The 25213-nt window shown below is 61.3% G+C and carries 25 protein-coding genes and 1 tRNA gene; 17 read left to right on the forward strand and 9 right to left on the reverse strand.

The window, feature by feature from the left end; genetic code table 11:
• Position 1 precedes the first annotated feature (1 nt).
• Entirely contained in the window at positions 2 to 421 is a 420-nt protein-coding gene (locus AC0L2D_RS17745; protein ID WP_013531820.1) for a DUF4864 domain-containing protein, read from the reverse strand.
• A 264-nt stretch (positions 422 to 685) separates the two neighbouring features.
• Here AC0L2D_RS17745 and AC0L2D_RS17750 point away from each other — a divergent pair, with 264 nt between their 5' ends.
• From AC0L2D_RS17750 to AC0L2D_RS17825, 16 genes are all read left to right on the forward strand, one after another.
• Positions 686 to 922, forward strand: coding sequence for an Lrp/AsnC family transcriptional regulator (locus AC0L2D_RS17750; protein ID WP_010909609.1), 237 nt, complete (start codon positions 686 to 688; stop codon positions 920 to 922).
• A 171-nt stretch (positions 923 to 1093) separates the two neighbouring features.
• Entirely contained in the window at positions 1094 to 2506 is a 1413-nt protein-coding gene (locus tag AC0L2D_RS17755; protein ID WP_473541690.1) for a circularly permuted type 2 ATP-grasp protein, read from the forward strand.
• A gap of 133 nt (positions 2507 to 2639) precedes the next feature.
• A complete protein-coding gene (locus AC0L2D_RS17760; RefSeq protein ID WP_024503501.1) occupies positions 2640 to 3581 on the forward strand; it encodes an alpha-E domain-containing protein in 942 nt (313 codons plus the stop codon).
• 85 nt (positions 3582 to 3666) lie between these two features.
• Positions 3667 to 4461: a transglutaminase family protein gene (locus AC0L2D_RS17765; RefSeq protein ID WP_063172085.1), complete on the forward strand. Its 795-nt coding sequence runs from the start codon at positions 3667 to 3669 to the stop codon at positions 4459 to 4461.
• 132 nt (positions 4462 to 4593) lie between these two features.
• The gene (locus AC0L2D_RS17770) at positions 4594 to 5325 is read left to right on the forward strand and encodes a proteasome-type protease (protein WP_027161528.1); all 732 of its coding nucleotides are present in this window, start codon (positions 4594 to 4596) and stop codon (positions 5323 to 5325) included.
• A 100-nt stretch (positions 5326 to 5425) separates the two neighbouring features.
• On the forward strand, positions 5426 to 6835 hold the full coding sequence (locus AC0L2D_RS17775; RefSeq protein ID WP_473541692.1) for a pyridoxal phosphate-dependent decarboxylase family protein: 1410 nt from the start codon (positions 5426 to 5428) through the stop codon (positions 6833 to 6835).
• A gap of 78 nt (positions 6836 to 6913) precedes the next feature.
• Positions 6914 to 7681, forward strand: coding sequence for a DeoR/GlpR family DNA-binding transcription regulator (locus tag AC0L2D_RS17780; RefSeq protein ID WP_013531814.1), 768 nt, complete (start codon positions 6914 to 6916; stop codon positions 7679 to 7681).
• Between the two features lie 127 nt (positions 7682 to 7808).
• The gene (gene glpD / locus AC0L2D_RS17785; RefSeq protein WP_224619272.1) at positions 7809 to 9335 is read left to right on the forward strand and encodes a glycerol-3-phosphate dehydrogenase; all 1527 of its coding nucleotides are present in this window, start codon (positions 7809 to 7811) and stop codon (positions 9333 to 9335) included.
• A 42-nt stretch (positions 9336 to 9377) separates the two neighbouring features.
• The gene (locus AC0L2D_RS17790) at positions 9378 to 10457 is read left to right on the forward strand and encodes an ABC transporter ATP-binding protein (RefSeq protein ID WP_064995842.1); all 1080 of its coding nucleotides are present in this window, start codon (positions 9378 to 9380) and stop codon (positions 10455 to 10457) included.
• 10 nt (positions 10458 to 10467) lie between these two features.
• Complete coding sequence (locus AC0L2D_RS17795) at positions 10468 to 11535, forward strand: ABC transporter ATP-binding protein (protein WP_013531811.1); 1068 nt, start codon at positions 10468 to 10470, stop codon at positions 11533 to 11535.
• Entirely contained in the window at positions 11536 to 12402 is an 867-nt protein-coding gene (locus AC0L2D_RS17800; RefSeq protein WP_013531810.1) for a carbohydrate ABC transporter permease, read from the forward strand.
• 1 nt (position 12403) lies between these two features.
• Positions 12404 to 13318 (forward strand): carbohydrate ABC transporter permease, encoded by a 915-nt coding sequence (locus AC0L2D_RS17805; protein WP_063167946.1) that lies wholly within the window; start codon positions 12404 to 12406, stop codon positions 13316 to 13318.
• Between the two features lie 2 nt (positions 13319 to 13320).
• Entirely contained in the window at positions 13321 to 13608 is a 288-nt protein-coding gene (locus AC0L2D_RS17810) for a DUF2160 domain-containing protein (protein ID WP_013531808.1), read from the forward strand.
• Between the two features lie 79 nt (positions 13609 to 13687).
• A complete protein-coding gene (locus AC0L2D_RS17815; protein WP_013531807.1) occupies positions 13688 to 15415 on the forward strand; it encodes an ABC transporter substrate-binding protein in 1728 nt (575 codons plus the stop codon).
• Between the two features lie 200 nt (positions 15416 to 15615).
• Positions 15616 to 17106 carry a glycerol kinase GlpK gene (gene glpK / locus AC0L2D_RS17820; protein WP_473541696.1) on the forward strand — a complete coding sequence of 497 codons (1491 nt, stop codon included), beginning with the start codon at positions 15616 to 15618 and terminating at the stop codon, positions 17104 to 17106.
• 93 nt (positions 17107 to 17199) lie between these two features.
• Positions 17200 to 17607 carry a DUF6882 domain-containing protein gene (locus tag AC0L2D_RS17825; protein ID WP_224672845.1) on the forward strand — a complete coding sequence of 136 codons (408 nt, stop codon included), beginning with the start codon at positions 17200 to 17202 and terminating at the stop codon, positions 17605 to 17607.
• Positions 17608 to 17693: 86 nt separating this feature from the next.
• Here AC0L2D_RS17825 and AC0L2D_RS17830 read toward each other — a convergent pair whose 3' ends face one another.
• The gene (locus tag AC0L2D_RS17830) at positions 17694 to 18179 is read right to left on the reverse strand and encodes a BA14K family protein (RefSeq protein ID WP_013531805.1); all 486 of its coding nucleotides are present in this window, start codon (positions 18177 to 18179) and stop codon (positions 17694 to 17696) included.
• Between the two features lie 256 nt (positions 18180 to 18435).
• Here AC0L2D_RS17830 and AC0L2D_RS17835 point away from each other — a divergent pair.
• Positions 18436 to 18511, forward strand: a tRNA-Lys gene (locus tag AC0L2D_RS17835).
• Positions 18512 to 18759: 248 nt separating this feature from the next.
• Here the strand turns inward: AC0L2D_RS17835 and AC0L2D_RS17840 are convergent.
• From AC0L2D_RS17840 to AC0L2D_RS17870, 7 genes are all read right to left on the reverse strand, one after another.
• Positions 18760 to 19230: a nucleoside deaminase gene (locus AC0L2D_RS17840; RefSeq protein ID WP_275953090.1), complete on the reverse strand. Its 471-nt coding sequence runs from the start codon at positions 19228 to 19230 to the stop codon at positions 18760 to 18762.
• Between the two features lie 129 nt (positions 19231 to 19359).
• Positions 19360 to 20421: an ABC transporter ATP-binding protein gene (locus AC0L2D_RS17845; RefSeq protein WP_275953089.1), complete on the reverse strand. Its 1062-nt coding sequence runs from the start codon at positions 20419 to 20421 to the stop codon at positions 19360 to 19362.
• Positions 20422 to 20462: 41 nt separating this feature from the next.
• Positions 20463 to 21284: a carbohydrate ABC transporter permease gene (locus AC0L2D_RS17850; protein ID WP_013531802.1), complete on the reverse strand. Its 822-nt coding sequence runs from the start codon at positions 21282 to 21284 to the stop codon at positions 20463 to 20465.
• On the reverse strand, positions 21285 to 22223 hold the full coding sequence (locus AC0L2D_RS17855; protein WP_473541700.1) for a carbohydrate ABC transporter permease: 939 nt from the start codon (positions 22221 to 22223) through the stop codon (positions 21285 to 21287).
• A complete protein-coding gene (locus tag AC0L2D_RS17860) occupies positions 22223 to 23560 on the reverse strand; it encodes an ABC transporter substrate-binding protein (protein ID WP_027161536.1) in 1338 nt (445 codons plus the stop codon). The genes AC0L2D_RS17855 and AC0L2D_RS17860 overlap by 1 nt, the downstream gene beginning before the upstream one ends.
• 62 nt (positions 23561 to 23622) lie before the next feature.
• Positions 23623 to 24282: a GntR family transcriptional regulator gene (locus AC0L2D_RS17865; protein ID WP_473541702.1), complete on the reverse strand. Its 660-nt coding sequence runs from the start codon at positions 24280 to 24282 to the stop codon at positions 23623 to 23625.
• 23 nt (positions 24283 to 24305) lie between these two features.
• A complete protein-coding gene (locus tag AC0L2D_RS17870) occupies positions 24306 to 25190 on the reverse strand; it encodes a dihydrodipicolinate synthase family protein (protein ID WP_473541704.1) in 885 nt (294 codons plus the stop codon).
• Positions 25191 to 25213 lie beyond the last annotated feature (23 nt).

A 25213-nucleotide genomic window follows, 5' to 3' on the forward strand; every position in this document is an offset into this window, starting at 1 on the left:
CTCAAGTGCTGAGCGAATTCGAGGCGCGCAGGCTGCAGCCGGTGATCTGGAACGTGCCGTCGGGCTGCTGCTGCAGCGTATAGACCGCCTCGTAATCCTTGCCATCGGGGCCGACGATCAGCACCTGCTGGACGATCGAACCCGGACCGGTCTCCTCGACCTTGCCGAAGGAATAAGTCTGCGGCTTGCGCACCGGCGGATAGCCGTTGGTCACCATGTTCATGAAGGCATCGACGGTCGGGAAGATCCGCTTCACATTCGGGGCGGCGAAGCTGTAGGCGGTGGCGCCGTCATTGGCGATGAGGGCCTTTAGCTGACCGTCGATGACGGACTGGCCTGCCTTGATCTCGGCATCGCCGGCCAATGCCGACGACACCCAGAGGAATGGAACGACTGCGAATGCGAAAAAGGCGCGGCGCATGGCCTGTCTCCGTTGTCCCGCGAAACATCTTCCCTTGAAATGGTGCTGTCCGAAGACGCATCATAACATACGCTTGGCAGCGCATCGCGGTTTCAGCGATCGCGAATAATCGCTGGCGCTCGGCGGCAGGTTGCATGCTGGCGGAGAGCTGCGGCAGGTCGCAGCCCAGGCCTGGGCCGGCAGAGTACGGATTCCAGCGCTTGAAAGCCCGCCTCCAGTCTGCCAGAAGGGCCGCTGGACTTGGACGTTTAGCGGGACGAAGCCATGAAGGCGTTTTTCGTGCAGATCAAATGCGAGCTCGGCAAATCCTATGAGGTTGCCAGCGCGCTTGCCGATGCCGAGATCGCCTCGGAAATCTACTCCACCGCCGGCAACTACGATCTGCTCGCCAAATTCTATGTCGACGACGAGGAAGACGTCGGCCATTTCGTCAACGAAAAGGTGCAGATTCTCCCCGGCATCAAGGACACGTTCACCGTCGTCACGTTCCGTGCTTTCTAGCTGGTAAACGCATTTGCCCGGGCACGAGGCAAAGGCTGATCAAGGTCATATTTCAGCTGCCTCAATTTTAGGCAGACGCAACATACTGATCGCCCGTATCTCCCAAATCACCGATTGCGCTTGATTTTCTCCGGCGACGCCAGTGAAATGGCGTCACAGGGGAGTATGCGATTGGCAGCGTTCGATGAAATGCTTCCGGAAGTCTCCGGATTGAGAAGACCGTATTCGACGTATGATCGCTGGCTGAAGGAGCAGGATCCAGCCAGGCTGACCGAGAAGATGCAGGACGCTGAACGCGTCTTCCGCAAGACCGGCATCACCTTCGCCGTCTATGGTGAGCAAGAAGCCTCCGAGCGGCTGATCCCGTTCGACATCGTTCCCCGCATCATTTCAGGCAATGAATGGCGGCGCCTCACGCAGGGAATCGAGCAGCGCGTGCAGGCGCTGAACGCCTTCCTCGACGACATCTATCATCGCCAGGAAATCCTGCGGGCAGGGCGCGTCCCCAGGGAATTGATCGCCAGGAATGAGGCATTCCTGCCGGAGATGATCGGGGTCAGGCCGCCGGCCGGCGTCTATACCCACATCATCGGCGTCGACATCGTCCGCATCTCGGAGGACGAGTTCTACGTGCTGGAGGACAATGCGCGCACGCCGTCCGGCGTCTCCTACATGCTGGAGAACCGCGAGACGATGATGCAGCTGTTCCCCGAACTGTTCCAGAAGATCAAGGTGCGGCCGGTGGAAAACTACCCGCAGCTTCTGCGTCAGTCGCTGGCGGCGGTGCGGCCGCAAAGCACCAAAGGTGCGCCGACCATTGCGGTGCTGACGCCCGGCAGCTTTAACTCCGCCTATTTCGAACACGCCTTCCTTGCCGACCAGATGGGCGTGCAGTTGGTCGAAGGCCAGGACCTGCGCGTGGTCGACGGCCATGTCGCCATGCGCACGACGGAAGGCTACAAGCAGATCGATGTGCTCTACCGCCGCGTCGACGATTCTTTCCTCGACCCGCTGACGTTCCGTCCGGATTCCGCTCTCGGCATACCCGGCATCATGGATGTCTATCGCGCCGGCAACATCACCATCGCCAATGCGCCGGGCACCGGCATAGCCGACGACAAGGCGATCTATTCCTACATGCCCGAGATCATCGAGTTCTACACCGGTCGCAAGGCAATCCTGGGCAACATTCCGACCTGGCGCTGCTCGGAGCCCGACAGCCTGAAATATGTGCTCGAACACATCGACGAGCTGGTGATCAAGGAAGTGCACGGTTCCGGCGGCTACGGCATGCTGGTCGGGCCTGCGGCAACCAAGAAGGAATGCGAGACCTTCGCCAAGAAGTTGGCGGCCAAGCCATCGAATTATATTGCCCAGCCGACGCTGGCGCTGTCGACATGCCCGATCCTGACGGAAAAAGGGCTGGCGCCGCGCCACGTCGATCTCAGGCCCTATGTGCTGGTCTCCGACCGCATCCAGATCGTGCCTGGGGGCCTCACACGCGTCGCGTTGAAGGAAGGTTCGCTGGTTGTGAACTCGTCGCAGGGTGGCGGGACGAAAGATACTTGGGTGTTGGATGATTGAGACGAGTGAGTAGGGAATAGTCAGTAGTCAGCAGCGGAAATAGAGGGACAGGAAATGCCATATTTCATTGAGATTCAATTGCTTAATATTCACTGCTCACTATTCGCTACTCACTAGCCCGAAGGGCCACTTCATGCTTTTAGGCCGCACCGCAAACGGGCTCTATTGGATGAACCGCTATATCGAGCGGGCGGAAAACATGGCGCGCTTGGTCGATGCCGGCCTGCGCATGGCGCTGACCCGCACCCAAAGCGCCTCGGAAGAGTGGAATTCGGTGCTGCTCAGCGCTGGTTCCGACGTCACCTTCAGCCAGAAATATTCCGACTATACCGCCGCCAATGTCGCCGACTTCCTGTTGCGCGACACGTCGAACCCATCGAGCACGATGTCGTCCATCGAGACAGCCCGCAACAATGCCCGCATGGTGCGCACCGCGCTGACGCGCGAGACCTGGGAAAGCATCAACGAAGCCTGGATGGCGCTGAAGCGGATGCTGGCCAAGCCGATCGACGAGCGCGACCTGCCAAGCGTGCTCGACGCCATCAAGCGCGAGACGGCGCTGATCCGCGGCTCGTTCTACGGCACCATGCTGCGCAACGAGATCTTCGACTTCTCGCAACTCGGCACTTACGTCGAGCGCGCCGACAACACGGCGCGCATCCTCGACGTGAAATATTATGTGCTGCTGCCGTCGATCTCCTGGGTTGGCTCGACGCTCGACAATTATCAGTGGGAATCGATCCTGCGTTCGGTCTCGGCGCATCGCTCCTATCGCTGGGTCTACGATGCTGATTACAAGCCGACCAACATTGCCGACTATCTGATCCTCAATGTCCGCATGCCGCGTTCGCTGATGTTCTGCTATCGCTTCCTGTCGGAGCATCTGAAATTCCTCGGCGACGATTACGGCGAGCGCCATGCCTGCCACGCAACGGCCGAGAAGACGCAGACAATGCTGAGAGCCGGGTCGATCAAGGATATCTTCGATACCGGGCTGCATGAATTCCTGGCCAATTTCATTCGCGACAACACCAAGCTGGGCGACGAAATCGCACAAGATTATCGGTTCAATTGAGCATGGTCCCGAAAGGTGGAGCCGGTTTTCTTAGACAAACGGAAACCGTTGGTCCGGAGATCGCGCTCACAAACGGAATAGAAGCATGCGGCTGAAGATTACCCACCGAACTGAGTACCGTTACGATACGCCGGTGCACTATCTGTTGCAGCGGCTGCGGCTGCTTCCAGTCAGCGGGTCGACGCAGACCGTTCTGTCCTGGGCTCTGGCGATCGAAGGCGCGCGCGAAGAGGTCCGCTTTGTCGACCATTTCGGCAACGACACAAGGCTGTTGAGCGTCGAGGGCGAGCGCGACTTCATCACGGTGGAGGCGTCGGGCGAAGTGGTGACGCGCGACACCGCGGGCGTCTCGGGGCCACACCAGGGCTTCACGCCGCTCTGGCTGTACAGCCATGAGACACCATTGACGGTGATCGGCAGCGGTATCCGCGAACTCGCCGCATCGGTTGGCAAGGGCAGCGACATCGAACGGCTGCACCGGCTGATGGCTGTCATCGGAGAGCGCGTCGCCTACACGCCCGGCACGACCAATGCGACGACGCCGGCGGAGGAAGCCTTGGCGCTCAAGACCGGGGTCTGCCAGGATCATACCCATATCTTTGCCGCCGCCGCCCGTGCCATGGGCTTTCCGGCCCGCTATGTCAGCGGCTATCTGATGCTGGATGCGACGGTCGAGCAGGCGGCCAGCCATGCCTGGGCCGAAGCGCATGTTTCGGGTCTCGGCTGGGTTGCCTTCGATGCCGCCAATGGCATCTCGCCCGACGAGCGCTATGTAAAGGTGGCGACGGGCCGCGATTACCGCGACGCCACGCCGGTGTCGGGAATTCGGCTGGGACAGGCGGAAGAACAGCTTGCGGTCACCGTCACGGTGGAGCAGTAATCCTCCGCAAGATTGCTGCCGAGCGGTTCATCGTTTCAAGGAACCCCGAACCGCTCTATCCCTTTGTTTTAACGCAATTCCGGACGGAAAACCGCTTCACACTTTTCCTGGAATTGCTCTAGAAGAGATTCCATGACCTATTGCGTTGGCCTGAAGATCGATCGCGGGCTCGTGTTCATGTCCGACACGCGCACCAATGCAGGCATGGATTCCATCTCCACCTTTCGCAAGATGCATGTCTGGGAAGAGCCGGGCGAACGCGTCATCGTTTTGATGTCGGCGGGCAATCTGGCGACGACGCAGGCCGTGGTCAGCCTGCTTGACGAGCGCACCAAGGCAGTCTCCGAAAGACATTCCACACTGCTCGAAACGCCGTCGATGTACCAAACGGTCCGCATTGTTGGCGACACGGTCAAGGAGGTTATCGCCAATTCGTCACCCGCTGGCGAGAAGGCGGATTCCTATTTCAATGCGTCCTTCATCCTCGGCGGTCAGATCAAGGGCAGCGAGCCGCGCCTGTTCATGATCTATCCCGAAGGCAATTTCATCGAATCGACCGATGACACGCCGTTCTTCCAGATAGGCGAGACCAAATACGGCAAGCCGATCATCATCCGCGCCTACGAAAAGACGATGAGCCTCGCCGAGACGGTGAAGCTGCTTTTGGTGTCGTTCGATTCGACGTTGAAGTCGAACCTGTCTGTCGGCTTGCCGCTCGACCTGCTCTTCCTGGAGAAGGACGCTTTCAAGGTCGGATTGAAGAAGCGGATCGGCCAGGACGACCAGTATTACCGCACGATCTCCGATGGCTGGTCGAATGCGCTGAAGACGGCTTTTGCCAGCCTGCCGGATTTCCCTGGCTGAGGCGTGCGGCATCTCTTGCTGGTTGCATATATTTCACGCGTTAATTAATAAGAGACCAACCGCGACGGATGGTAGCGATGGATCATGTCGGGAGGACAGGATGAACAATGATGATTTCCGGCAATGGTCGCGGCGGGCCGCCGACTGGGGCGCTGACTATCGCAACAATCTGCGCGACCGCCCCGTGCGGCCACTGGTAGAACCCGGCGCCATTTCTAAAAGCATCGAGGTTTCGCCGCCCGAAGACGCCGAACCGATGGACCGGATCTTCGCCGATTTCGAAGAGAAGATCCTGCCGGGAATGACGCATTGGCAGCATCCGCGCTTCTTCGCCTATTTCCCGGCCAATGCGGCGCCGGTTTCGGTGGTGGCGGAATATCTGGTTTCGGCGATGGCCGCGCAATGCATGCTGTGGCAGACGTCGCCGGCGGCGACCGAACTCGAAACGCGCACCGTCGACTGGATGCGCCAGGCGCTCGGTCTGCCGGAAGGCTTCTCGGGCGTAATCCAGGATTCAGCCTCATCGGCGACGTTGGCCGCGGTGCTGACCATGCGCGAACGGGCACTCGACTGGCAAGGCAACAAACAGGGCCTGGCAGGGCAGGCGCGGCTGCGCATCTACTCCTCCGACCAGGTGCACACTTCGATCGACCGGGCGATCTGGGTGTCCGGCGTCGGCGAGGACAATCTCGTGCGCATTCCCGTCAGCGGCCGCTTTCGCGCCATGGACACGGCCGCGCTCGAGGCGGCAATCGTCGCCGACCGGGAAGCCGGCATGCTGCCGGCGGGCATCATCGCTTGCGTCGGCGGCACCAGCACTGGCGGCACCGACGACATTGCTGCGGTTGCCGAGGTGGCACGGCGGCATGGGCTTTATCTCCATGTCGATGCCGCCTGGGCGGGATCGGCGATGATCTGTCCGGAATATCGGCATTTCTGGACAGGCGTCGAAGGCGCCGATTCGATCGTTTTCAATCCGCACAAATGGCTGGGCGCTCAGTTCGACTGCTCGATCCAGTTCCTGCGCGACCCTGAAAGCCATGTCAGGACGCTGGCCATCAAGCCGGATTATCTGAAGACGCACGGTCATGACGGCATCATCAACTATTCCGAATGGTCGGTACCGCTCGGCAGGCGATTTCGCGCGTTGAAATTATGGTTCCTGCTGCGCGCCCATGGCCTGGAACGCCTGCGCACGATGATCCGCAATCATGTCGCGTGGAGCGAAGGGCTGGCGGCGCGGCTGGCAAGGGAGCCGGATTTCCAGATCGTCAGCGAACCGATGCTGTCGTTGTTCTCGTTCCGGCACAAGACCGCAACCGACGGGGACGAGCACAATCTGCGCCTTGTCAATGCGATCAACGACGATGGCCGCATCTACCTGACGCAGACGAAGGTTGATGGACTGATCGCAATCCGGTTCCAGGTCGGACAGTTCGAGGCGACCGCCGCCGATGTCGAAACGGCTTTTGTGGTGATTACTGAAATCGCACGTGGCCTGGGTCGCTGATTTCGTTAGTCGGCTTATGCCTTTTCATCGGTTTCGTTTTCGACTATAGACAAGAAAAACGAAAACGGGAGGTTGCCCATGTATCTGTCGCCGCGCCATGCCGAGATTATCCAGATGGCCAAGGATCACGGCCGCGTGCTGGTCGATGATCTGGCCAACCACTTCAATGTGACGCCGCAGACCATACGCAAGGACCTCAACGATTTGTGCGATCAGCGGCTGCTCTCGCGCATCCATGGCGGCGCGCTGTACCCCTCCGGCATCGAGAACATGGAGTATGAGGCGAGACGCAAGATTGCCGCCGACGAGAAGGAGGCGATCGGCCGTGCGGCAGCCAGGCTGATCCCCGACAACGCCTCGCTGTTCATCAACATCGGCACCACGACCGAGTCGGTCAGCAAGGCGTTGCTCGATCACAACGGTCTCATGGTCATCACCAATAACATCAATGTTGCCAATAGGATGCGGATATATCCGTCGATCGAAGTGGTGATCGCCGGTGGTGTCGTGCGCGGTTCCGATGGCGGTGTGGTCGGCGAGGCGGCGGTCGATTTCATCAGGCAGTTCAAGGTCGATTACGCGGTGATCGGCGCATCCGCCATCGACCATGACGGGGCCTTGCTCGACTTCGATTTTCGCGAGGTCAAGGTGGCGCAGGCGATCATCGCCAATGCAAGGCATGTCATCCTGGTTTCCGACCAGACCAAATTCGAGCGAACCGCACCGGTGCGCATCGGCCATCTGTCGCAGGTCAACACCTTCATCACCGACCGTTGCGACATCCCCTCGGTGCGCAAGATCTGCCAGGAGGCCGAGGTTCAGCTGATCGAGACGTCGCTCGCCTAGGCGGTTTTTCAGCTGATATCACGCGCCCGTGATATTTCGTTTGACATTCGTTATCATTTCGAAATAATTCCGACACGGTTTCGTAAAAGCCCAAAAATGGTGCAATGCGAAATCGCTGGAGGAATTTGTGGACGCATCTCCGATCCGTGACATTTTCGTCATAGGCGGCGGCATCAATGGCTGCGGTATCGCCCGCGACGCCGTCGGGCGTGGCTTTTCCGTCTTTCTCGCCGAGATGAACGACCTCGCCAGCGGGACCTCCTCGGGCTCGACCAAATTGATTCATGGCGGCCTGCGCTACCTCGAATTCTACGAATTCCGCCTGGTGCGCGAGGCACTGATGGAGCGCGAGGTTCTGTGGAAGAACGCGCCTCACATCATCTGGCCGATGCGCTTCGTGCTGCCCTATGCCAAGGGCCTGCGCCCGGCCTGGCTGATCAGGCTCGGTCTCTTCCTCTACGACCACATTGGCGGGCGCAAATTGCTGCCGGCGACCCGGACGCTGGACATGGCCAGGGATCCGGCCGGCAAGCCTTTGAAGCCGCTATTCAAGAAGGCCTTCGAATATTCGGATGGCTGGGTCAATGATGCGCGGCTGGTGGCGCTGAATGCACGTGATGCGGCCGACCGCGGCGCAACGGTCCGCACCCGCACGAAAGTGACCGGCGCGCGCCGCGAAAACAGTCTGTGGACGGTCCAGGTCGAGGATCTGCAGACCGGCGAGACCGAGGAGATCAAGGCGCGACTGCTGGTCAATGCCGCCGGCCCCTGGGTCGATCATGTGCTTTCCGGCGTCGTCGGCCTCAACGATGTGCACAATGTCCGCCTCGTGCAGGGCAGCCACATCGTCATCGCCAGGAAATTCGACGATCCGCGCGCCTATTTCTTCCAGAACAGGGATGGTCGAATCATCTTCGCTATTCCCTACGAGGAAGAGTTCACCCTGATCGGCACCACGGACCAGGATTACCCCGGCGATCCGCATGACGTGAGGATCAGCGACACCGAGATCGACTACCTCTGCGCCGCGGCAAGCGAATATTTCGCTGAAGCCGTCAAGCGTTCGGACATCGTCTGGACCTATTCGGCCGTCCGTCCGCTCTATGATGACGGAGCCTCCAAGGCGCAGGAAGCGACGCGCGACTATGTGCTCAAGGCCGATGGCGGCGAGGGTGCCGCCCCGATCGTCAACGCCTTCGGCGGCAAGATCACCACCTATCGCCGGCTGTCGGAATCGATGCTGGAAAAGATCGAGGGTTTTCTGGGTAAACGCGGCAAGCCGTGGACGGCAAACGCGCCGTTGCCGGGCGGCGATTTCCCGGCCACCGGTTTCGATGCCGAAGTGGCGAAACTGAAGACCGCCTATCCGTTCCTCGACGCGCGCCTGGCTCGCCGGCTGACCCGGCTCTATGGCACCCGCGCAAGGATGCTGCTGGGGCTGGCCAAATCGAACGTCGATCTCGGCCGCAACTTCGGCGCCGATCTCTACGAGGCCGAGGTGCGCTATCTCGTTCAAAACGAATGGGCCGTCACATCGGAAGATGTATTGTGGCGCCGTACCAAGCGCGGTCTGCATCTCAGCCGCGAGCAGGTGGCGGCTCTCGATGAATTCATGCACGGCATAAGCCGGCGCCATGTCGCGGCTGCCGAATGAAGAGGGGTTTGAGCTGATGCGGAAGGCCTGGGAGGAGGCGTCATGCTGGAACTGAGAAACGTCACCAAGACGGTCGGTGCTGTCGCGCATATAAGCGATGTGTCGCTGACGCTCCAGCACGGCTCGCTCAATGTCCTGCTCGGACCGACGCTTTCGGGCAAGACCAGCCTGATGCGGCTGATGGCCGGCCTCGACGTGCCGACCTCCGGTTCGATCTGGTTCGACGGCCAGAATGTCACCGGCGTGCCGGTGCAGAAGCGCAAGATCGCCATGGTCTACCAGCAGTTCATCAACTATCCGGCGATGACCGTCTATGAGAACATCGCCTCGCCGCTCAGGGTGGCGGGAACCGATCAGGCGAAGATCGACAAGGAAGTGCGCCATGCCGCAGCACTTCTCAAGCTGACGCCCTATCTCGACCGCACGCCGCTGAGCCTGTCCGGTGGCCAGCAGCAGCGCACCGCACTGGCGCGCGCCATCGTCAAGAACGCCAGCCTGGTGCTGCTCGACGAACCGCTCGCCAATCTCGACTACAAATTGCGCGAGGAACTGCGCGCCGAATTGCCCAGGATCTTCGCCGCCGCCGGCACCATCTTCGTCTACGCCACGACCGAGCCGCACGAAGCGCTGCTGCTCGGCGGCAACACGGCGACGCTTTCCGAAGGGCGCATCACCCAGTTCGGACCGACCATCGACGTGTTCCGCAAACCGGTCGATCTGGTGACGGCCAAGACTTTCGCCGACCCGCCGCTCAACACCATCGTGCTGGCCAAGAAAGGGGGGGATTTCCTGCTCGAAGGTGGGGTCAAACTGCCGGTGCCCGCCGATCTCGCCGGCATTGCCGATGCCATGTACACGGTCGGTTTTCAGCCGCATCACCTGTCGCTCGATCGGCCCAATGCCACCGCTGTGCCGGTGCGCGCCAAGGTGACGATCACCGAAATCACTGGCTCGGAAAGCTTCATCCATCTCGATTTCGCGGATGCACGCTGGGTGATGCTGAGCCACGGCATCCGCGACTTCGAACCCGACGCCGAGATCGAGGTGTTCATCGATCCGCGCCACATCATGGTCTTCGACGAGCACGGCCGTGCCGTGGCCGCGCCGAAGCTGGCGGCTTGAGGGGAAAGATATGGCACGCATAGACGTCAATCATGTCAGGCATTCCTATCTGCCGAACCCTCGGAAGGATGCCGATTTCGCGCTCAGGGAAGTGCACCACACCTTCGAGGACGGCGGCGCCTATGCGCTGCTCGGGCCATCGGGCTGCGGCAAGACCACGCTGCTCAACATCATTTCGGGATTGCTGCACCCGTCGCACGGTCAGTTGCTGTTCAACGGCAAGGACGTGACCAATTTGTCGACGCAGGAGCGCAATATCGCGCAGGTGTTCCAGTTCCCGGTCATCTACGACACCATGACCGTCTACGACAATCTGGCCTTCCCGCTGCGCAATCGCGGCGTGCCGGAAGCCGATGTCGACCGCAAGGTGCGCGAGACGCTGGAGATGATCGACCTGGCGTCCTGGGCGAAGAAGAAGGCGAGGGGCCTGACCGCCGACCAGAAGCAGAAGATCTCGCTCGGCCGCGGGCTGGTGCGCTCCGACGTCAACGCCATCCTGTTCGACGAGCCGCTGACCGTCATCGACCCGCATATGAAATGGGTGCTGCGCTCGCAGCTGAAGCAGCTGCACCGCCGCTTCGGCTACACCATGGTCTATGTGACCCACGACCAGACCGAGGCGCTGACCTTCGCCGACCAGGTCGTGGTCATGTATGACGGCGGCATCGTCCAGATCGGCACGCCAGCCGAACTGTTCGAACGGCCGCGCCATACCTTTGTCGGTTATTTCATCGGCTCGCCCGGCATGAACGTCATGCCGGTGGCGATCGACGGCAAGACGGCGACGCTCGGCTCGCAGCGCATCGAACTGCCGGGCGCGCCAAAAGCGGGCAGCGGCGCCATCGAACTCGGCATCCGTCCCGAATATGTCCGGCTTGGCCGCGACGGCATGGCCGTGCAGGTCAGCAAGGTCGAGGATCTCGGCCGCCACAAGGTGGTCCGCGCCAAGCTCGAAGGCCGCGAGATTGCGGCCGTCATCGGTGAGGACGAGACCGTGCCAGCCGATCCGAAGGTGCGGTTCGAGCCGGCCGGCATCAACATCTATGCCGATTCCTGGCGCGTCGAGATGGGGGCATAGATGGAAAAGACCTGGAACAACAAGGCCTGGTTCCTGGTGCTGCCGGTGCTGGTGCTGGTGGCGTTCTCGGCGGTCATCCCGCTGATGACCGTCGTCAACTATTCGGTGCAGGACACGTTCGGCAACAACGTCTTCTTCTGGGCCGGCACCGAGTGGTTCGAGGAACTGCTGTCTTCCAGCCGCTTCTGGGAAGCGATGGTCCGCAACCTGATCTTCTCCTTCATCATCCTGGCCATCGAAGTGCCACTCGGCATCTTCATTGCGCTCAACATGCCGAAAAAGGGGTGGGGCGTGCCGGTCTGCCTGGTCCTGATGGCGCTGCCGCTGCTGATTCCGTGGAACGTCGTCGGCACCATCTGGCAGGTCTTCGGCCGCAACGACATCGGCCTGCTCGGCTACTACGTCAACGCGCTCGGCATCGACTACAACTACGTGCAGGATCCGTTCGATGCCTGGGTCACCGTCATCATCATGGATGTCTGGCACTGGACCAGCCTCGTCGTGCTGCTCTGCTATGCCGGCCTGGTCTCCATTCCGGATGCCTTCTATCAGGCGGCCAAGATCGATGGCGCCTCGCGCTGGGCGGTGTTCCGCTACATCCAGCTGCCGAAGATGAACAGGGTGCTGCTGATCGCCGTGCTGCTTCGCTTCATGGACTCATTCATGATCTATACCGAACCCTTCGTGGTGACGGGAGGCGGTCCCGGCAACTCGACGACATTCCTGTCGATCGACCTCGTCAAGACCGCGCTCGGCCAGTTCGACCTCGGTCCGGCCGCAGCCATGTCGCTGGTCTACTTCCTCATCGTCCTTCTGCTGTCATGGGTCTTCTACACCGTGATGACCAACTACGACGCGGAGCGCTGAGATGACCGGCGCCAACGAAAGAGCCGATAGAGTGAGCGAGACCACAGCAGCGGGCAAACTGGCGAGCACACTGTCGCAGGATCAGGTCGCCCGGCTGATGCGCAAACGCGGCGAGGAATCGCGCTGGTGGTGGATCGTGCCGACGGTCTACATCGTCGTGCTTTTGCTGCCGATCTACTGGCTCATTAATATGAGCTTCAAGACCAATGCCGAGATCGTCTCCTCGCTGACGCTCTATCCGCACCAGCCGACGCTCGCCAACTACGTCACCATCTTCACCGACGCCTCCTGGTACTCGGGCTACATCAACTCGATCACCTATGTGGTGATGAATATGGTGATTTCGGTGGCTGCCGCGCTGCCGGCAGCCTACGCCTTCTCGCGCTACCGCTTCCTCGGCGACAAGCACCTGTTCTTCTGGCTGCTGACCAACCGCATGGCGCCGCCGGCGGTGTTCGCGCTGCCGTTCTTCCAGCTCTATTCGGCCTTCGGCCTGATCGACACGCACATTGCGGTGGCGCTGGCGCACTGCCTGTTCAACGTGCCGTTGGCGGTGTGGATCCTCGAAGGCTTCATGTCGGGTGTGCCGAAGGAAATCGACGAAACCGCCTATATCGACGGCTATTCGTTCCCGCGCTTCTTCGTCAGGATCTTCATGCCCCTGATCGCCAGCGGCATTGGCGTGGCCTGCTTCTTCTGCTTCATGTTCTCCTGGGTGGAACTGTTGATTGCCCGCACGCTGACCACCACCGACGCCAAGCCGATCGCCGCCACCATGACCCGCACGGTTTCGGCCGCTGGCATGGACTGGGGCCTGCTCGCCGCCGCCGGCGTGCTGACGTTGATCCCCGGCGCGCTCGTCATCTGGTTTGTGCGCAATTATATCGCCAAGGGCTTCGCCCTGGGGAGGGTTTGACGATGAATTTCGACCTCACCTGGATGGCGTGGACGTGGCCGACGGCGGCCTTTTTCGGGACCATCCTTCTGCTGCTTTGCGGCATGGCGGCGTGGGAATACGCCTCGCCGGGCGGCAATCCGCGCGTCGGCGTGCTGCGCTTCGAGACAACGCGCGGCGACCGTCTTTTCCTGTCGCTGCTTGGCAGCGCCTTTATCCATCTCGCTTGGTTGGGTCTTGTCGGATCCAACCTGTGGTGGGCTCTCGCTCTCTCCGTGGTCTACGCCATTGGCGTGTTCCGCTACGTATAGAGGGGGAAACTGTTGGAGCGACCGCGTGCCGGCGGCCGCTCCAGATCGCACTTGAACCTTAAAACTGTGGAGGAAACACATGCGAAGGCAATTTTTAACATCAACGACGGCCCTTGTCCTGTTGCTGGGCGTGGGCAATGCCTATGCCGGGATGGACGAGGCAAAGGCTTTCCTGGACAAGGAAATCGGCCCGCTCTCGACGCTCGACCGCGCTGGCCAGGAAGCCGAAATGCAGTGGTTCATCGATGCCGCAAAGCCTTTCGCCGGCATGGACATCAAGGTCGTTTCGGAAACCATCGCCACGCACCAGTATGAATCACAGGTGCTGGCGCCGGCCTTTACCGCCATCACCGGCATCAAGATCACGCATGACGTCATCCAGGAAGGCGACGTCGTCGAGAAGATCCAGACCCAGATGCAGACGGGCCAGAACCTTTATGACGGCTGGGTCAACGATTCCGACCTGATCGGCACCCACTGGCGCTACCAGCAGGTGCGCAACCTGACCGACTGGATGGCGGGCGAGGGCAAGGATGTCACCAACCCGAACCTCGACCTGAAGGATTTTATCGGCACCTCGTTCACGACCGCTCCGGACAAGAAGCTCTACCAGCTTCCCGACCAGCAGTTCGCGAACCTCTACTGGTTCCGTTACGACTGGTTCAACGACGAGAAGAACAAGGCGGACTTCAAGGCCAAGTACGGCTACGACCTTGGCGTTCCCGTCAACTGGTCTGCCTATGAGGACATCGCCGAGTTCTTCACCGGCCGCGAGATCGACGGCAAGAAGGTCTATGGCCACATGGACTACGGCAAGAAGGACCCGTCGCTCGGCTGGCGGTTCACCGACGCCTGGCTGTCGATGGCCGGCAATGGCGACAAGGGCCTGCCGAACGGTCTGCCTGTCGATGAGTGGGGCATCAAGGTCGACGAGAATTCGCGTCCGGTCGGCTCCTGCACGGCGCGCGGCGGCGACACCAATGGCCCGGCCGCCGTCTACTCGATCCAGAAATACCTCGACTGGCTGAAGGCCTACGCTCCGGCGGAAGCCCAGGGCATGACCTTCTCCGAATCCGGCCCGGTTCCGGCGCAGGGCGCGGTTGCCCAGCAGATCTTCTGGTACACCGCCTTCACCGCTTCGATGGTCGATGCCGGCGCCAAGGCGGTGCTGAACGACGACGGTACGCCCAAGTGGCGCATGGCGCCGTCGCCGCATGGCGTCTACTGGAAGGACGGCATGAAGCTCGGCTATCAGGACGTCGGCTCCTGGACGCTGATGAAGTCGACCCCGACCGACCGCGCCAAGGCCGCCTGGCTCTACGCGCAGTTCGTCACCTCGAAGACAGTCGACGTGAAGAAGAGCCATGTCGGCTTGACCTTCATCCGCGAGAGCACGATCCACGACAAGAGCTTCACCGAGCGGGCTCCGAAGCTCGGCGGCTTGATCGAGTTCTACCGTTCGCCGGCCCGTGTCCAGTGGTCGCCGACCGGCACCAACGTGCCTGACTATCCGAAGCTGGCACAGCTCTGGTGGCAGGCGATCGGTGATGCGTCGTCGGGCGCCAAGACCGCGCAGGAAGCGATGGACTCGCTCTGCGGCGAACAGGAAAAGGTCATGAGCCGCATCGAGAAGTCGGGCGTTCAGGGCGATATCGGCCCGAAGATGGCCGAAGAGCATGACCTCGCCTACTGGAACGCCGACGCGGTCAAGAAGGGCAATCTCGCTCCTCAGTTGAAGATCGAGAACGAGAAGGAAAAGCCGATCACCATCAACTACGACGAACTGGTGAAGAGCTGGCAGAAGTAGCCTTGGTGTCGGCGCTCGCGCCAGCATCATGAGAATAGGGGGAGGCGGCATCTTGCCGTCTCCCCTGTTTGTGTACAAGACTAAAGCGCGTCGCGTTGAGACGGATTCATGCAACGCGCTTTAGGTCTTTGTTTTTGTGCATGTCGTTCTCCCAAAACCGAGGTCATTTTTGGGCGACATGCATTAAGCGGGGAAGCAGAATGACCGGATACATCCTTGCCATCGACCAGGGCACGACTTCGACCCGGGCGATCCTGTTCGACGGCGATATGAAGGTTGCCGGCAGCGGGCAGAAGGAATTCACCCAGCACTATCCGGCCTCCGGCTGGGTCGAGCACGATCCCGAAGACATCTGGGCGAGCGTGGTGACGACCGTGAAGGCGGCGCTGAAGAAGGCCGGCCGGGCTGCATCCGAAGTGGCCGCGCTCGGCATCACCAATCAGCGCGAAACCGTCGTCATCTGGGACAAGGCGACCGGCAAGCCGATCCACAATGCCATTGTCTGGCAGGACCGGCGCACCACGCCGCTGTGCCAGAAACTGAAGAAGCAGGGACTGGAGAAAAAGTTCACCAAAAAAACCGGCCTGCTGCTTGATCCGTATTTTTCCGGTACCAAGATCGCCTGGATGCTGGACAAGGTAAAAGGGGCGCGGCGTCGTGCCGAGAAGGGCGAGTTGCTCGCCGGCACCATCGACAGCTTTCTGATCTGGCGGCTGACCGGCGGCAAGGTCCACGCCACGGATGCCACCAACGCGTCGCGCACGCTGGTCTACAACATCGAGAAAAATGCCTGGGACAACGAACTGCTGTCGATACTGAACATCCCGGCAAAAATGCTACCCGAGGTAAAGGACTGCGCCGATGACTATGGAATCACGGAGAAAAATCTCTTCGGCGCCGAGATAAGAATCCTTGGCGTTGCCGGCGACCAGCACGCGGCGACCATCGGCCAGGCCTGTTTCGAGCCGGGCATGATGAAATCCACCTACGGCACCGGCTGCTTTGCGCTGCTCAACACCGGCAGCGACCTTGTGCGTTCGAAGAACCGGCTCTTGACCACTATTGCCTACAGGCTGAACGGCAAGACCACTTATGCGCTGGAGGGCTCGATCTTCATTGCCGGCGCCGCGGTCCAATGGCTGCGCGACGGCATCAAGGTGATCGGCAAGGCCGAGCAAAGCGGCAAGCTGGCTGCCGAGGCTGATCCAACGCAAAACGTCTACCTGGTGCCGGCCTTCGTCGGGCTCGGCGCGCCGCATTGGGACGCCGAGGCACGCGGCGCCATTTTCGGGCTGACGCGCAATTCCGGGCCGGCGGAATTCGCCCGCGCCGCACTCGAATCCGTCGCCTACCAGACGCGCGACCTGCTCGACGCCATGCGTAAGGACTGGAAGGGAGCTTCGGCCAAGACCGTGCTGCGGGTCGACGGCGGCATGGTTGCGTCGGACTGGACCATGCAGAGGCTGGCCGACATCCTCGACGCGCCGGTCGACCGTCCGACCATCCTGGAGACGACGGCGCTGGGTGCCGCGTGGCTCGCCGGGTCGAAGGCAGGCGTGTGGCCGGATGCCAAGAAATTCGCGAAGAGCTGGGCGCTGGAGCGGAGGTTCCAGCCGGCCATGGATGGCTCCGCGCGCGCAGCCAAACTTGCTGGTTGGCGCGATGCTGTGCGCCGGACGCTGAGCGTGTAGTGAGCAGCCATCAGGGTGAGGGGAGAATGAAGCCAGACTGGTATCCTGCTTGGCGCGACGGCCGTTGAGCAACTGCATGCCAAGAATGACCGCTTGCATAGAGATTTTCGCCTCGGCAGTTGGTCACGCTATGACTATGACCTCACGGCCGGAAAGCTTCTGTTCTCGGATGAAGGAGGCGTCAAGATCGTCACTGAGATCCAGATTGCAGGCTCCACGAGCGCCAAGGCCAGCAATTGGCTGTGGGCTTGGGCAAATTCGAATTTGCCCAGCGAGCTTCTCAGCGACGCCAAGCTGGTTCGCTCCTTCGGCGAGAAGAACAGCATAGATGAGTTGGCCCAGGCCTATGTGCCCAACGCCGGCAATGACCTGGAAGCGCTGGGTTGGGAATTGACGGGAACAATGGTTCGAATTTGCCATGCTCTCGGTGCGTATCGCTCACCGCGTGGTGAGGGTGGAGCGCTCTATTTGATTTTCAAAAGTATCAGCTGGGCGAACTGACCAGCACTCTCGCGCCTGGGCACGTCGAAAAATGGCCCGCGCTGTTGCCGGCGCAGGCCATTTTTACTCGGTACTCACACTTCGGATCAGTAAGGCGAACGGCACTCCTTGCGAGGGCCGTAATTCGGCTGGAACGTGTTGTCCGAAGCACGGTAGCTGCGATAGTGGTCGTAGCACCACTGCACGTGGGCGTTGCCCCCGTAGACGCGGTTGTTTTCGTTGTTGATGATTGCCCCGGTAATCAGCGCGCCGGTAGCGAAGGCCGCAAGCGGGAACCAATAATCGCCGTGACGACGGTAGCCGGGGCGATATTCACGATAGCCCCGATGGCCGTTCCAATACGCGCCGCGATTGCGGGAAAAATTGCGGTCACGCGAAAAACTGCGGTCACGCGAAAAATTGCGATTGTAGCGGTCCTTGCGCCACTCCCGGTACTGGACTGTCTGTACATCCGGCACCGCGACCTGGGACTGCGGCACATAGTTCGGTTGGGCATTAACCGACACCGCCTCCGCCGCAACGAATGTGGCGGAGAGAGCGGTCGCCAGCAGGCTCGTTGTGATTCTGTTCATTGGTCTTCTCCTCGATGGTTTGGCGGACGTCCCTGTGCCCGAAAAACGAGCGGCGCATACAATTGTTCCCCAGACTGGATGCCACTGTCAGGCATAAATGGCAGCGTTCCTTGGCCGTTCTCCCCCGACAGCGCGTGGGACAAGTGCCGCGACAGGGCGAAGCCGCCCGTGTTTGCGAGACCTCTTTTTCCGGTTGACCGGTCGAGGCACTCTCCCTATGTTCCGCGCAATTTCGAGGGCCGCCTTTCGCCCGCGGGAGCGCGTAGCTCAGCCGGTAGAGCAACTGACTTTTAATCAGTAGGTCATGGGTTCGAATCCCATCGCGCTCACCATTGTTTTAGCGTTAAATATCAGCAACTTAGGATCTTTAAGTCTTTGAAAAAAGCAGCGACTGTGCGAGTTTTCACGGCCTGCACGCCCTTCTCAAGGATCTCGCCACGGGCAACGCATGACAAGATCGTCCCACTTCGGATCGTTGATTCTACAAGTCTTTGATTTTGTTGAACGGCGGCGGCGACTCCCACCGCGATCCGACAGTCACTGCTGCCATTGATCGACCTTACCAACCGGGACGAAGCCGTCAGCGCTTCCAGAAATCGCGGTGCGGTGCGAGCATCTCGTCGGCGATTTCGGGGAAGGGGCCAAAGACCTCGATCTTTTTCTGGCCGGAGCCGAGGACGGTGCGCGAAGAGAGGCTCATCGTAGGATTCTCCGCGTGATCCCCGGTGAGCGCCAGGAGCTCGGTCTCCTCTACCCCGTAAACCAGCCGCCCGATATTGGCCCAATACATCGTGCCGGCGCACATCGCGCACGGCTCGAAGGTTGAGACCAGCGTGCATTGCCACAGGAACTCCGGCTCGTAGGCAGCCGCGGCGCGCCGGGCGAGCTCCGTCTCGGCATGGCGCACCGTGTCGAGATTGCCCTGCCGCATCAGCACGCGGTCATCCGGCCCGACCAGCACGCAACCAAAGGGATGATGCCCATGCGCCGCCGCCTCGCGCGCGACCGCGCCGGCGGATCGAAGGTGGGCGAGCATCTGGTCGCGTGTCATGGCAGCATCCAACAACGCCTACATCCACCCGATGAGCGGCTCTTTGATCCGAGATTGCTGCCAAGCGACGCGAGTGGCAAGAGCGAACCGTGGCTTGAGACCTTTGCGCGGGGATATCAGACCTTTGCGCTAGAATCGCCGACCGGTCTTGGCGTCGAACAGATGAGCACAGGCGCGGTCGATCTCGATGCGCATCTGCGCGCCTTGCTTTAGCGCAAGCCGCTCCCGGAATAGGCAGGAGATTTCCTCGCCGGCGCAGTCGACCCTGGCGAAGATTTCCGAACCCGTGGCTTCCAGAAGCACGATCGTGCCGGCAATACCCTGGGAAATCGTTGCTCGGATATGTTCGGGACGGATGCCGTAGATGAGTTCACCCGCGGGAATTTTTGCCAGGTTGATGCCTTCCGGCAACGGTAGGGTCAGCCCACTGGCGCTGCGGAAAACGCCTTCCTCGACGCGGCCGGCAATGAAGTTCATGGCCGGCGAGCCAATGAAGCCGGCAACGAACAGATTGGCCGGACGGTCATAGAGGTCGAGCGGCGCACCGATCTGCTCGACAAGGCCGTCATGCAGCACGACGATCTTGTCGGCCATGGTCATGGCCTCGATCTGATCATGCGTGACGTAGATGGTGGTGGTGCCCAGCCGCTGGTGCAACGCCTTGATCTCGCCGCGCATCTGGACGCGCAATTTGGCGTCGAGATTGCTGAGCGGCTCGTCGAACAGGAAGACTTGCGGGTCGCGCACGATGGCGCGGCCCATGGCGACGCGCTGGCGCTGGCCGCCGGAGAGCTGGCGCGGATAGCGGTCGAGCAGCTTGTCGAGGCCCAGGATGCTGGCGGCCCTGCCGACGCGGCTTGCGGTGTCGGCCGGATCGGCTTTCTTGATCTTGAGGGCAAAGCCCATATTGTCGGCCACCGTCATGTGCGGATAAAGCGCGTAGTTCTGGAACACCATGGCGATGTTCCGGTCGCGCGCCCGCAGATTGTTGACGGTGCGATCGCCAATGGCGATCCTGCCGCCCGAGATCGTTTCAAGTCCGGCAATCATGCGCAGCAGCGTCGACTTCCCGCAGCCCGACGGGCCGACCAGGATGACGAACTCGCCGTCAGCGATATCGACGCTGACATCGTGGATAATCCTGGCCGTTCCGAAAGCCTTTTGCACGTTGTTGATTGTGACCGATGCCATTGGGTTTTCCTCGAAAAAGAGTGCGATGCCGTAGCGTGCCTTCAGCCGCCCTTGACGGCGCCCGCGGTCAGTCCGGCGACGATCTGCCTTTGTGCGAACATGGTCAGGACCAGTACCGGCAGTGTCACCACCAGGGCCGCGGCGGCGAGCGGCCCCCAGCTCACTTGCTCGTAGGAGAGCATGTTGTAGACGGCGACCGGCAGCGTGCGCGTCTCACGGCTGGCGAGCACCACGCCGAAGACGAAATTGTTCCATGAGAAGATGACGGACAGGATAAAGGCGACCACTATGCCCGGCTTGGCGATGGGCAAGGCGACCAGCCGGAACACCTGCCAGGAACTGGCGCCGTCGATGTTGGCGGCCTCTTCCAGTTCCATCGGGGTGGTCTCGAAATAGCCGATCATCACCCAGACGACGATCGGCACGGTCACCACCAGATGGATGATGATCTGCGGCCACAGCGTGCCGAGAATGCCGACCCATTGGAACAGCAGGAACAGCGGGATGAGATAGGAAAGCCCCGGCGTCATGCGGGCGATCATGATGACCACCGCCGATCGCTCCGCCTTGAGCCGCGCGATGCCATAGCCGGCCGGCACGCCGATCAGCAGCGCCAAAAGCGTCGCCGTACCTGTCACCAGAACCGAATTCCAGAGATAGAGCAGGAAATTGTTCTCCTCGAACACTTTTGCATAGTTCGACCAGGCGAGATGTTCGGGGATCAGGATCGGCGGATAGGCGCCGTTGTCGATCTCGAATTTCAGCGACAGCGAGATCATCCAGAGGAAGAACAGGATCGCCGGCGAGACGAAGACCAGGGCCGCGAAGAACAGCCCGATCCGGTTGAGCAGTCGTGAACTCATCTATTTGCCCTCCACGCCGATCCACTGCGAGCGCTGGCGCAACATCAGGAGGATGAAGGACAGGGCGACGATGACGATGAAGAACACCACGGCCATGGCCGAGCCATAGCCGATGTCGTAGTAGGAGAAGGCGGTGTTGTAGAGATAGATGTTGATGGTCTCCGAGGCCGTGCCCGGCCCGCCCTGGGTCATCGCGTAGATGATGTCGAAACTCTTCAGTGCGTCGATGGTGCGGATGATCACCGCGATCATCAGGAGCGGCGCGATCATCGGCAAGGTGAGATAGCGGAATTGCTGCCAGGCATTGGCGCCGTCGATTTCGGCGCTTTCGAACGGCTCGCGCGGCACGGACGCCAGGCCGCCGAGCACGATCAGCATCACCAGCGGCGTCCACTGCCAGGTCTCGACCGCAACCAGCGACGGGATGACCGTGTTGGCGTTGAAGATCCATTCCTGCGCCGGAATGCCGACCAGCGACAGAAGATAGTTGAGGACGCCGAGCTGGGGGTGGAACATCATCGTCCAGACCAGCGCCACGGCGACGGGCGTTGCCATCATAGGCATCACGAAGACGCCGCGCAGCAGGCCACGCAGCGGAAACCTGGCGTCGAAGATCAGGGCGGCGATGGTGCCGAGCAACATCGGCGCGGCAACCGAAAGGAAGGTGTAGCTCAACGTATGGAGAAGCGATTCCCAGAAGCGTTGGTCGTACGCCAGCCGCAGATAATTCTCCATCCCGGCAAAGCTTCGCGACTGGCCGAGCGTCCAGCGGTTGACGCTCATCCACAGCGTGAAGGCCCAGGGAAAGACGATCACGGCGCCGACGACGACGAGCGCCGGAACGACGAAAGGCCAGTAGTTGGGAGCCAGCCGGATCGTCTGGCTCCCTTCGATGGCTTGCGTCGTCACCCCGGTGCGTTCTGGGGTGGTGGCGGACATCAGCCTTGCTCGCTCCTGTCGAGGACCGGCTGGAATTGGTCGGTAGCCTTCTTCAACTCCTCGGCGGGATCGGCGCCGGCGATCAAATTGGTCAGCGCCACGCCGTAGATGTCGCGGAACTCTGTGACCGGGATGATGACCGGCAGCGACAGCCGGCTGACATTGCCGGAGCCGACCACCGCATCGAGCCAGCTTGCCGGCATGGTGACACCTTCGCGCACCTTTGGATCTTCGAGCACCGATTTGCGGAACGGTACGCCGGCGCCTGCCTGCAGCAGGCGCGCGCCCATGACCGGCGACACTGCCCACTGGCAGAACAGATAGGCGGCCTCCTTCTTCTCGCTGGTGGCCGTCACGCCGATACCGTCGCCGAAGGTGCCAGCCGCGTGCGCCTTGGGACCCTTGGGCATGACGCCATAGCCGACCTTGCCGACCACCCGCGATTTTTCCGGATTTTCCATCGGCGGGGCAAAGCCGACGCCATCGAACCACATGCCGATCTTGCCTTGCAGGAAGGCGGACTGCGCTTCGGCCCAGTTGAAGCCAGTGACGCCTGGAGGCGCGGATTTGGTCATCAGCCGCTGGTAGAGGCCGGCGGCCTCGATCGCCTCGGGCGACGTCGTGCGCAGCTTGCCCTGAGCGTCGAGTGGCGTCATGTCGTAGCCGAGCATGAGCGATGTCCACACCGGCGTGTTGGCGTTCTTGATGCCGCGGGCGACGAAACCGTAAGTATTGGTCGACGGGTCGGTCAGCGCCTCGGCCGCGGCCACCAGCTGCTCGAAGGTTTCGGGATATTTGAGGCCCTTGGCCTCGAACAACTCCTTGTTCCAGTAAACGATCCAGTAGTCGACCGAGAAGGGCAGCGAGCGCAGCACGCCCTGACCGTCCTTGGCGAACAGCATGCCGGCGTCGGCGAAATCGTTTTCGACCAGACCCGGATCGGTAAGGGTGGGGTCGGCGAGATAGCCTGATATGTCGGCAAGCCAGCCGCCTTTTTCGAACTGCCGCTTCTGCACATGGTAGCTCAGATGCACGACGTCGAAGCTCGGCTTGCCGGAGCTCAATTCGATCACCGTCTTCTGGCGCTGCTGCTGCTCAGGCGTTGCCTCGGCATTGACCTTGATCCCGGTCAACTCCTCGAACTCGGCGAGATATTTTATCAGGGTGTCGCTGCGCGGGCTTTTCACCAGATTGACGTCAAGCGTCGTGCCGGCAAAGCGCTTCCAGTCGACGGCCGCGGCAAAGCCTGGGCGAACACCCACAAGGCCGGCGGCGGCAAGTGCCGCGGTTCCCTGGAGGAGTTGCCTCCTGGTTGGGTTGAACAGATTGGACGACATTTCTTCCTCCCGGTTGCTGTCGTTGTCGAATGCGTCGCGACCGCGACGCGGCTCATGCTTCCTCAGATTTGCAGCGCCAGCCGGCGCGCCTTGTCGATGTGCAGGCTGATCGCCTCGACCGCCTTCTGCGGGTCGCGGCTTTCCATGGCTTCGATGACCGCAAGGTGCTCACGCATGACCGGCACGACGCGCCCGTCGATGCGGAAGCGCTCCTGATGGATCAGCCGGATCTTCACCGAGTTGACCAGATAGGCCTTGGCGATGATCTCGTTGCCCAGCGCATCGATGAAAGTGTGGTGCATCGCCCAGTCGATGCTCTGCGCCCTGGCTTCCATTTCCGGCGTCGGCGCCTGCGAAAGGGCTTGAGCCAGCATCTCCTCGTGTTCGCGCCGCAGGCGGGCAAGTTCGTCATCGGAAGCGCTGGCGGTGAACAGCGCCACCGCTTCGCGCTCCATGAACAGGCGGAACTGAAAAGCCTCGCGGATCAGGCTGATGTCGATATGGGCGATCTGCATGCCGCGCTGCGGGATCGTCGTCAGAAGCCCTTCGGCCTCGAGACGCGGCACGATTTCGCGAATGGCGCCGAGCGGCAGACCGGTGAAGGCGACCAGTTCGCGCTGCGATACGAACTGGCCCGGCAGCAGATCGCGGGCCAGCAAATGCCGCGTGAAGCTGGCATAGGCTTTTTCCCTAAGCGTGGTCGGCTCGCTGCCGTCTTCCATTTCAGCGCGTATCCCTTTGCTGGTCAGGCTGATTCCCTGGCAAACAGCCCATCATAGGCGTCAGCCAGCTGTTGTCGCCCCTGCGAACCGATCGGCTCCAGGGGCGGGCGGACCGCCAGCCAGCGGTCGTCGCCGGTCTTGCGCGCCACCATGACCTTCACCGCCGGCGTGACCGGATATTTGAGCAATTCGAGCACGAAACGCTCGACGCGTGTGTCGTCGCGCCCGTCCTCGGCCATGGCGCGGATTTCGCTGGTAACGAAATTGGCCATGCCGGAGATTGCGCCTTGAGCGCCAATTCGCACGGCTCGTGCCAGATGCCGCTCGTCACCGATCAGGATCACCAGATCGCCATGGGCGCCGAGCAGCGCCTCGCTATAGTCCCAGTCCCCGCCGGAATCCTTGACCCCCGCAATGACATCCGGAAAAGCCGTACGCAATCGGCCGATCAGGTCAAGCGAGAGCTGCACCATGGTGACCGACGGAATGTTGTAGAGCAGAACGCCACGGGCGAGGGGACCGAGCACGGCAAAGACAGTGGAAAACCAGCCGAAAAGACCATCGTCGCCGACATTCTTGAAGTAGCTCGGCGGCGCCAGCAGAATGTTGCGGGCGCCGCGCTGCAAGGCATGCCGGGCCTGCTCAGCGGCGTCTTCGGCCGCATCGACCAGCACGCCGGCAACAAGCTGATGCGGCAGGATGCCGGCAGCCAGCATGGCTTCGGTCACCGACCGCCGCTCCCCGGTGCCAACCGATGCGCCTTCGCCGGTGGTGCCAAAAAGCGTAACACTGGTGCACCCCTCCGCCAGGCAACGCCTGGCCTGGGCGACCATGAGCGCGGTGGCGATCTGCCCGGAGGCATCAAAAGGCGTGGCAAGGGCGGCTGAAAGGCCAAAGCGTGATGTCACCGGAAGTCTCCGAAAGAGGTTCG

It is taken from the genome of Mesorhizobium sp. WSM4833, from assembly GCF_055811095.1.

Bases quoted from the DNA above. Each gene is read 5' to 3' on its own strand.
- AC0L2D_RS17745 (WP_013531820.1), bottom strand. From the start codon at position 421: ATGCGCCGCGCCTTTTTCGCATTCGCAGTCGTTCCATTCCTCTGGGTG.
- AC0L2D_RS17750 (WP_010909609.1), top strand. From the start codon at position 686: ATGAAGGCGTTTTTCGTGCAGATCAAATGCGAGCTCGGCAAATCCTAT.
- AC0L2D_RS17760 (WP_024503501.1), top strand. From the start codon at position 2,640: ATGCTTTTAGGCCGCACCGCAAACGGGCTCTATTGGATGAACCGCTAT.
- AC0L2D_RS17765 (WP_063172085.1), top strand. From the start codon at position 3,667: ATGCGGCTGAAGATTACCCACCGAACTGAGTACCGTTACGATACGCCG.
- AC0L2D_RS17770 (WP_027161528.1), top strand. From the start codon at position 4,594: ATGACCTATTGCGTTGGCCTGAAGATCGATCGCGGGCTCGTGTTCATG.
- AC0L2D_RS17775 (WP_473541692.1), top strand. From the start codon at position 5,426: ATGAACAATGATGATTTCCGGCAATGGTCGCGGCGGGCCGCCGACTGG.
- AC0L2D_RS17780 (WP_013531814.1), top strand. From the start codon at position 6,914: ATGTATCTGTCGCCGCGCCATGCCGAGATTATCCAGATGGCCAAGGAT.
- AC0L2D_RS17790 (WP_064995842.1), top strand. From the start codon at position 9,378: ATGCTGGAACTGAGAAACGTCACCAAGACGGTCGGTGCTGTCGCGCAT.
- AC0L2D_RS17795 (WP_013531811.1), top strand. From the start codon at position 10,468: ATGGCACGCATAGACGTCAATCATGTCAGGCATTCCTATCTGCCGAAC.
- AC0L2D_RS17800 (WP_013531810.1), top strand. From the start codon at position 11,536: ATGGAAAAGACCTGGAACAACAAGGCCTGGTTCCTGGTGCTGCCGGTG.
- AC0L2D_RS17805 (WP_063167946.1), top strand. From the start codon at position 12,404: ATGACCGGCGCCAACGAAAGAGCCGATAGAGTGAGCGAGACCACAGCA.
- AC0L2D_RS17810 (WP_013531808.1), top strand. From the start codon at position 13,321: ATGAATTTCGACCTCACCTGGATGGCGTGGACGTGGCCGACGGCGGCC.
- AC0L2D_RS17815 (WP_013531807.1), top strand. From the start codon at position 13,688: ATGCGAAGGCAATTTTTAACATCAACGACGGCCCTTGTCCTGTTGCTG.
- glpK (WP_473541696.1), top strand. From the start codon at position 15,616: ATGACCGGATACATCCTTGCCATCGACCAGGGCACGACTTCGACCCGG.
- AC0L2D_RS17830 (WP_013531805.1), bottom strand. From the start codon at position 18,179: ATGAACAGAATCACAACGAGCCTGCTGGCGACCGCTCTCTCCGCCACA.
- AC0L2D_RS17840 (WP_275953090.1), bottom strand. From the start codon at position 19,230: ATGACACGCGACCAGATGCTCGCCCACCTTCGATCCGCCGGCGCGGTC.
- AC0L2D_RS17845 (WP_275953089.1), bottom strand. From the start codon at position 20,421: ATGGCATCGGTCACAATCAACAACGTGCAAAAGGCTTTCGGAACGGCC.
- AC0L2D_RS17850 (WP_013531802.1), bottom strand. From the start codon at position 21,284: ATGAGTTCACGACTGCTCAACCGGATCGGGCTGTTCTTCGCGGCCCTG.
- AC0L2D_RS17855 (WP_473541700.1), bottom strand. From the start codon at position 22,223: ATGTCCGCCACCACCCCAGAACGCACCGGGGTGACGACGCAAGCCATC.
- AC0L2D_RS17860 (WP_027161536.1), bottom strand. From the start codon at position 23,560: ATGTCGTCCAATCTGTTCAACCCAACCAGGAGGCAACTCCTCCAGGGA.
- AC0L2D_RS17865 (WP_473541702.1), bottom strand. From the start codon at position 24,282: ATGGAAGACGGCAGCGAGCCGACCACGCTTAGGGAAAAAGCCTATGCC.